Source organism: Micromonospora inaquosa (assembly GCF_003857055.1).
Classification (GTDB): domain Bacteria; phylum Actinomycetota; class Actinomycetes; order Mycobacteriales; family Micromonosporaceae; genus Micromonospora; species Micromonospora inaquosa.
Genome location: NZ_QGSZ01000274.1, coordinates 55,679 through 63,345, shown reverse-complemented (window position 1 = coordinate 63,345; position 7,667 = coordinate 55,679). Strand labels below are relative to the sequence as shown.

Sequence of the window (7,667 nt, the reverse complement as noted above, 5' to 3'; positions counted from 1 at the left end):
CCCGTGGTCACCCCGCCCGCGGCAAACCGTCCCCCGACGACAGGACAGTCATGAGACGAACGAATCTGTTCAGGATGGTGGCGGCGACAGCCGCGGCCACGCTGATCGCCACAGCAGGGGCGACCGCCGTCGCGAACCCGGCCGTCGCCCGCCCCGCCGACCCGGCAGCCGCGGCGGGCACCGGCTTCGCCCCGGCCGCCACGAACCTCGCGCAGGGCCGTCCCACCCAGGAGAGCGGCCACGCCGACGTCTACGACTCGTCGCGGGTCGTGGACGGCAACCCGGGCAGCTACTGGGAGAGCGTCAACAACGCGTTCCCGCAGTGGGTGCAGGTCGATCTCGGCTCGTCACAGTCCGTCAACCAAGTCGTGCTGAAGCTGCCGACCGCCGGTTGGGGGAGCCGGACGCAGACGCTCAGCGTGCGGGGCAGCACCAACGGTTCGTCCTTCACCGATCTGGTCGGGTCGCAGACGTACACCTTCGACCCGGCGAGCGGCAGCACCGTCACGATCAACTTCAGCTCGGCGTCCACCCGTTACGTCCGAATCACCGTCACCGCCAACAGCGGGTGGCCGGCCGGGCAGCTCTCCGAGCTGGAGGTGTACGGCAGCGGCGGCACCACCGGGGACACCATCGCGCCGAGCGTCCCGGGGACGCTGTCGCAGAGCACGTCGGGCAGCACGATCACGCTGAACTGGGGGGCCTCCACCGACTCCGGCGGCAGCGGGCTGGCCGGTTACAACGTCTACCGGGGCGGCAATCTGATCGCGACGCTGGGCACCGTTCTGACCTACCAGGACACCCAGCCGGCGACGGCGACAGTGTCGTACCACGTCCGGGCCCGTGACGGTGCCGGCAACCTCTCCGGCAACAGCAACACTGTCACCCGGACCGGCAGCAACCCGCCCGCCTGCACGAACGTGGCGCAGGGCAAGAGCATGACGGCGAGTGGCTCCACCTTCAGCTTCACCCCGGACAAGGCGAACGACGGGCAGCTCACCACCTACTGGGAGGGCGCGGCGAGCTACCCGCAGAACCTGACGGTGGCGCTGGGCGCGAACCACTCCATCTCCGGTGTCACGGTGAAGCTCAACCCGGACCCGGCCTGGGGCACCCGTACCCAGACCATCCAGGTCCTCGGCCGCGACCAGGCGTCGTCGGCGTACACCAGTCTGGTGTCGTCGGCGGCCTACCAGTTCGCGCAGGGCAGCAACGTGGTGACCATCCCGGTCAGCGCGACCACGGCGGACGTGCAGTTGCGGTTCACCGGCAACACCGGTGCCCCGTCCGGGCAGGTCGCGGAGCTTGAGGTGTGCGGCACGCCGGCGCCCAACCCGGACCTGGTCGTCAGCTCGGTGACCTGGTCGCCGACGTCACCCAGCGAGGTTTCCCCGGTCACGCTCTCGGCCGTGGTGCAGAACATCGGATCGGCGTCCGCCGCAGCGACGACTGTCAACTTCAACCTGGCCGGCGCGGTCGTGGGCAGCGCCACGGTGGGCGCGCTCGCCGCAGGGGCGTCGACCACCGTGTCGTTCAACGCCGGTACGCGGCCGATGGGCAGCTACGCCGTCTCGGCGGTGGTCGATCCGGCCAACACGATCGTCGAGCAGAACAACGGCAACAACAGCTTCACCGCCGGGTCGCCACTGGTGGTGGCGCAGGCCCCGGGCCCCGACCTCCAGGTGCTCGGCATCGCCTCGAACCCGCCGAACCCGGCGGTCGGGGCGTCCGTGAGCTTCACCGTGGCGGTCCGCAACCGGGGCACCGCCGCGACCGGCGCGACGACCGTCACCCGGTTGGTGGCGGGCAGCACCACGCTCAACACCAACACCGCCTCGATCGCCGCCGGCGCGACTGTCACCGTGGCCGTCAGCGGCAGTTGGACCGCCACCAGCGGCGGCGCCACCCTCACCGCCACCGCCGACGCCACCAACGTGGTCACCGAGACCAACGAGACCAACAACTCGTTCAGCCAGTCGATCGTGGTCGGACGAGGGGCTGCCGTCCCGTACGTCTCCTATGAGGCCGAGGCCGGTCGTTACCAGGGCACGTTGCTGGAGGCCGACCCGCTGCGCACCTTCGGTCACACCAACTTCGCCAGCGAGTCCTCCGGCCGCAAGTCGGTGCGACTCACCAGCACCGGCCAGTTCGTCGAGTTCACCTCGGCCAACGAGGCCAACTCCATCGTGGTACGCAACTCCATCCCGGACGCGCCGGGTGGCGGTGGCATCGAGGCGACAATCAGCCTCTACGTCAACGACGTCTTCTCCCGGAAGCTGACGCTGTCGTCGAAGCACAGCTGGCTCTACGGCAACACCGACGGGCCGGAGGCGCTGACCAACACCCCGCAGGCCGACGCCCGGAGGCTCTTCGACGAGTCGAACGCGCTGCTGGCGCAGTCGTACCCGGCCGGCACCCGGTTCAAGTTGCAGCGCGACTCGGGGGACACCGCCGCCTTCTACGTCATCGACATGATCGACCTGGAGCAGGTGGCGCCGGCGGCGAGCCAGCCGGCCGGTTGCACCTCGATCACGTCGTACGGTGCGGTCCCGAACGACGGGCTCGACGACACCGCCGCCATCCAGCGGGCGGTGACCGACGACCAGAACGGCGTCATCAGCTGCGTCTGGATCCCCGCCGGTCAGTGGCGGCAGGAGCAGAAGATCCTGACCGACGACCCGCTGAACCGGGGTACGCACAACCAGGTCGGCATCAGCAACGTCACCATCCGGGGCGCCGGCATGTGGCACTCACAGCTCTACACGCTCACCGAGCCGCAGAACGTGGTGGGCGGCATCAACCACCCGCACGAGGGCAACTTCGGCTTCGACATCGACAAGAACACCCAGATCTCCGACATCGCCATCTTCGGCTCCGGCCGGATCCGCGGCGGTGACGGCAACGCCGAGGGTGGCGTGGGTCTGAACGGTCGCTTCGGCACCGGCACCCGGATCAGCAACGTTTGGATCGAGCACGCCAACGTGGGCGCCTGGGTGGGTCGCGACTACGACAACATCCCCGACCTGTGGGGGCCGGCCGACGGGCTGGAGTTCACCGGCATGCGGATCCGCAACACGTACGCGGACGGCATCAACTTCAGCAACGGCACACGCAACTCGCGGGTGTTCAACTCGTCGTTCCGCACCACCGGTGACGACGCCCTCGCGGTCTGGGCCAACCCGTACGTCAAGGACCGCAACGTCGACATCGCGCACGACAACCACTTCGTCAACAACACCATCCAGCTGCCCTGGCGGGCCAACGGCATCGCCATCTACGGCGGCTACGACAACTCGATCGAGAACAACCTGATCTACGACACCGCCAACTACCCGGGCATCATGCTGGCGACCGACCACGACCCGCTGCCGTTCTCCGGCACGACGTTGATCGCCAACAACGGGCTCTACCGCACCGGCGGCGCCTTCTGGAACGAGGACCAGGAGTTCGGTGCCATCACGATCTTCCCGGCCACCCGGGACATCGTCGGGGTCACCATCCGCGACACCGACATCATCGACTCCACGTTCGACGGCATCCAGTTCAAGAACGGCGGCGGCAACATACCGAACCTCGCCGTCACCAACGTGCGGATCGACAAGTCCAACAATGGTGCCGGCATCCTCGCGATGAGCGGCGCGCGCGGCAACGCCAACCTCACCAACGTGACCATCACCAACTCGGCCGACGGCAACATCGTCATCCAGCCGGGCTCGCAGTTCGTCATCACTCCCTGATCGACAGGGTTTCAGTGAAGTCGGGGTGTCCGCGGACTGCGGACACCCCGACTTCCATGAAGCCGAGTCGATCGCTGCCGCGCAGGCTCCGTCGTGGTCGTCGTGGTCGTCGCGGTTCGCCGCGACGGCCGGGCTGTCGATCGTCGCCACCGCCCTCACCTGGTTCGTCGGGGCGTTCGCGGGTTCCTCCATGAGCTCGGAGGAGTCCTGCCGACAGGCCGGCGTCACCTACGACAGTGCCTACCGCGCAGTCCACTGGCGTGAGTCGTCGCGATGGTTCCCTCTCCACGATCGATGCAACGCCACCTACGACCTGGTGCCCGCCTGGATCAACCCGGCCCTCGTGCTGCTGTCCCTGCTGGCCGTCCTCTGCATCGGCGCGGCCGTCTGGTTGGCCGTCGTGCGGCACCGGACGACGAGCGCACGGAGACGGCCTCACGGCAACGGGCCCGAGTGAACAGCTACTCGGGCCCGTTGCCGTGTCGTGGCGCGACGCGGAGGCTCAGCCGAAGGACTTGAACCCGCGCCAGTCGTCGCCCAGGACCACCTTCACCGGGCCCCCGGTGTCGGTGCTGGACGGGTGGTAGATCCGCATCATGCCGTCGGTGCCGGACCGGGTCCAGAGGTCGGGAACCCGGTCCCCGCTCACGTCCGGGATGCTGATCATCGCGCTGATGTTGGCCTCGGACCAGCCTGTTCCGTACGACACGTCGCCGCTGCGGGAGGCGGCGGCAGACTTGAGCGAGTCCAGGTTCACGCTGCCCGGGAGCGAGCCGGGCTTGCCGTGCCGGACGTACATGTTGCCGTTGTCCAGGTTGCGCCAGAGCATGTCCGGCGTGCCGTCCAGATCGATGTCCGCCACGTTGACGACCTCACGCCGGGCCCAGGCGCTGCCCTCCATCAGGGTCGCCTCCTGGAAGCTGCCACCGGTGTAGCCGCTCAGCGTCCAGAACGCGGTTCCGGCTCGCAGAATCAGGTCCGGGTGCTTGTCGCCGGTGATGTCACCGACGGCCTTGATCTGGGTCCAGGTGTCCGGTGAGGGCACGGCGGTTCCGCCGACACCGGTGGCCGGGAGGAGCACCCGCAGTCGCCGCTCGACGTCGAAGCTGCCGTACCCGTCGCCCGGGTAGAGCCAGAAGCCGCCGTCCGGGGTGCGGGCGAACAGATCGGTCGTGCCGTCGCCGGGATAGGTATCGGAGTGCTTGGCGAGTAGGGCCGCCTTGCCGGTGGCCGGGTCGAACCAGTGACCCGTCGGGTTGAGCGTGCCGTCGCTGTAGGAGCCGACGAGCCAGGCGTACAACTCGCCACCCGTGTCACCGGCGTAGTTGCGCAGGTTGCCCGAGGAGTCCACCAGGAGCAGGTCGGGAATGCCGTCGCCGCCCGTGTCGCCTGGTCCGTCGGCGGTGGATCGGGGCGGTAGGTAGAACGTGTAGTTGGTGCGGAGGCTGCGGTTACCGACGGCGTCGAACGCGTACACGTGCAGGGTGGTGGGCCCGGCGTGCCGCGGTGCCAGGTTGGGCACGGTGGCGGTGCCGTTGGTGGCCGGCACGGTCACCGTGCCGATGCTCTCGAACGAGTAGGTGAAGCTCGTGGCGCCGGAGGCGGTGAACGTGATGGGACCGGTTTCGCCGAATTTGATCGTCGCCCACGTCGCGCCGTCGGGGGTGGCCCGCTTGAAGACGTTGCTGGCGACGTCCGGCGCCGGGGGTGCGGAGGCGTCGATGGTGAGGCGGCACGGCTCGCTGCCGGGTGGGAAGAACGAGGATGCGGCACCGACAGCGTCCTCGGCGCTCACGTCCCACGAGTAGACCGCCTTGTCCTCCAGGTTGCCGGCGGGGATCGTCAGGCTGGCCCTTCCGTCGGTCGTCGCGGTGACGACGGTGCCCGCCGGTACGGCCGCACCGCTTTTCCAGAAGCGGAAGCGCAGGCTCTTGAGGTTGCCGTCGGCATCGGAGGAGATCGCGGAGAGCACGATGTTGGTCTTCGCCACCGTCACACCTCCGCCGGGGCCGGGTACGCAGGCGCCGCCGGGTGAGGTGGCACCGTCCTTCGGCTCGTTGGGTGGACGGTTGTAGACGACGGTCAGCTCGGCGGAGGTGACCTTGAATTTGCGCCACGTGATCGTGTCGGACTCGCTGGTGGCGCGCATGCCGAGGGTGAGGTTCGACCAGCCGCCGTTGGCGGCGTCCTGGGCACCCTTTTTCACGTCGAAGCTCACGTAGTCGTCGGCGCAGTTGCTGCCGTAGCCGTAGGCGAAGGAACGTCGGGACTGTTCCTCCTTCCAGGCCGGCTGCTTGTTCCAGGTGCTGCCGCTGGAGATGGAACCAGTCAACCAGAGCTGCATCTCCCGGGCAGAACAGTTCCACGAGTGGTTGTTCAGCACCTTGAAGCTCGCTGAGGTGACCGTCGCACCCTTTATCGCGGCGTTGTAACCCATGCGCCAGAAGGAGCGGGCTCGCAGCGGGGTGTCCTGCTCGTAGCCGACTCGGGCATCCGTGGTTCCGGCGTTGAAGTTGGTGCCGTTGTAGGTGTTGGTATTGGGGTGCTGTGAGTAGACGGTGGCCCAGGCCTGTTTGCCGCTGATGAGCGTCGGGTCCAGGAAGACGGGGAAGAGCACGTCCGGGCCGGTGAGCAGACCGGTGGCGGCGGCGTCGAGGTGCAGCCGGACGTCGCCGGTCCCGTCGCCGTCGAGTCGGGTGGGGATCTGCGCCTCGCGCGCGCCCGGCTCACTGCCGACCAGGCCGGACAACGTCAGCACGTCGGCGGGCGTGGCCACGGCGGTGCGGGGGGCGCTGTCGGGTGCCTCCGGGTCGCGTCCGGCGGAGTCCCAGGCGAACGGGCTGGGGATCGAGCTGACCTCCTCGCCGCTGACCTTGTCGAGGGCGAGGACGCCGCCGGTCGTCGCGTCGCGTCGGAAGACGACCGTCTGGGAACGCAGACCGTAGGTGAGGGAGCTGACGGCCTGGAGGGTGGCGGCCGCTCGGTTCTTGACGATCAGCAGTTGTCCGACGCCGCCGTCGTCGCGGGCGACCACGAGCAGGTCGACCCCGGGGTGAACCTCGGGGTAGAGGGCGCGCGGGCCGTCGAGCACCGGCTTCGGCAGTCGGCCGGGCCAGGTGTACGCGATGGTGTGGCCGTCGACGTCCATTTCGGTCAGCACGGTCGCGGTGCCGTCCGGCTGGCCAGGGTCGCTGCCGCCGGAGAACCGCACGGGCGTGACGGCGTTGACGGGCCGGATGTCCAGCCCGCTGGCGGCGCTTCCGCCGCGGGTCAGCGTGTTGTCGACCGCCACCCACTGGCCGGCGGCGTTCTTCGACCGCTGGGGGATGGCGTGGATCGTGGTGCGCAGTTGCCCGTTCGGCATGGCCCAGGTGAGCGAGGTGGCGCTGGTGGCCGTGTCCACCAGCACTTCCGTGCCGGTCCGTAGGGCGTCGGTCATCGCGGTCGCCTCGTCGCGCGGGGCGGCTGGCACCGGCGCGAGGACGGTGTCGCGGGGCTGGTCGGTCCACCGCGTCGGCAGCAGGGTCGCGACAAGTGCGGCCAGCAGGACGCCCAGGGTGAGAGTCAGCCTGAAGCGCGTACGCACGAGCGGGCTGAGCAGGCGAGGCACGGTCACGGCGCTTCTACTCCCGTGGGGGCCGACAACAAGGGGAAAGGCACAACGATCAGCCCCATTCGGCGGGCCGAGGGGCAAAATGCGAGCACACGATCGCACGACGTGAGGTGTTTTCGGCTATCCCTCAAGCGTTATCGATCCGTTACACATCACCGTGCTGTCACCGAGAGTTCAGGCAGAATTCGATCTTGTGTACGTTTTGCCCGTGCGATTTTGCGAGATGTAGGAGCAGTCGCCATCTTTGACCGATTCTTGCTACGCGCGGCTAACTGATCACCAATGGTGGCGTGACCCAGATCACCTGAAGTCGATCC

Annotated in this window: 3 protein-coding genes; 2 read left to right on the top strand and 1 reads right to left on the bottom strand. The window is 68.6% G+C overall.

Annotation, left to right across the window (positions count from 1 at the left end):
- The first annotated feature begins 50 nt into the window (after positions 1 to 50).
- Together DLJ59_RS25435 and DLJ59_RS25430 are read left to right on the top strand one after the other, a co-directional pair.
- Entirely contained in the window at positions 51 to 3,737 is a 3,687-nt protein-coding gene (locus DLJ59_RS25435) for a CARDB domain-containing protein (protein ID WP_124775225.1), read from the top strand.
- Between the two features lie 25 nt (positions 3,738 to 3,762).
- Positions 3,763 to 4,194, top strand: a complete 432-nt coding sequence (locus DLJ59_RS25430) for a hypothetical protein (protein WP_124775223.1) — start codon at positions 3,763 to 3,765, stop codon at positions 4,192 to 4,194.
- 45 nt (positions 4,195 to 4,239) lie between these two features.
- On the opposite strand, the gene DLJ59_RS25425 is transcribed toward DLJ59_RS25430, so the two are convergent.
- Positions 4,240 to 7,353 (bottom strand): DNRLRE domain-containing protein, encoded by a 3,114-nt coding sequence (locus DLJ59_RS25425; protein ID WP_124775221.1) that lies wholly within the window; start codon positions 7,351 to 7,353, stop codon positions 4,240 to 4,242.
- Between the last annotated feature and the right edge of the window lie 314 nt (positions 7,354 to 7,667).

Coding starts and splice junctions, on each gene's coding strand:
- DLJ59_RS25435 (WP_124775225.1), top strand. CDS start 51: ATGAGACGAACGAATCTGTTCAGGATGGTGGCGGCGACAGCCGCGGCC.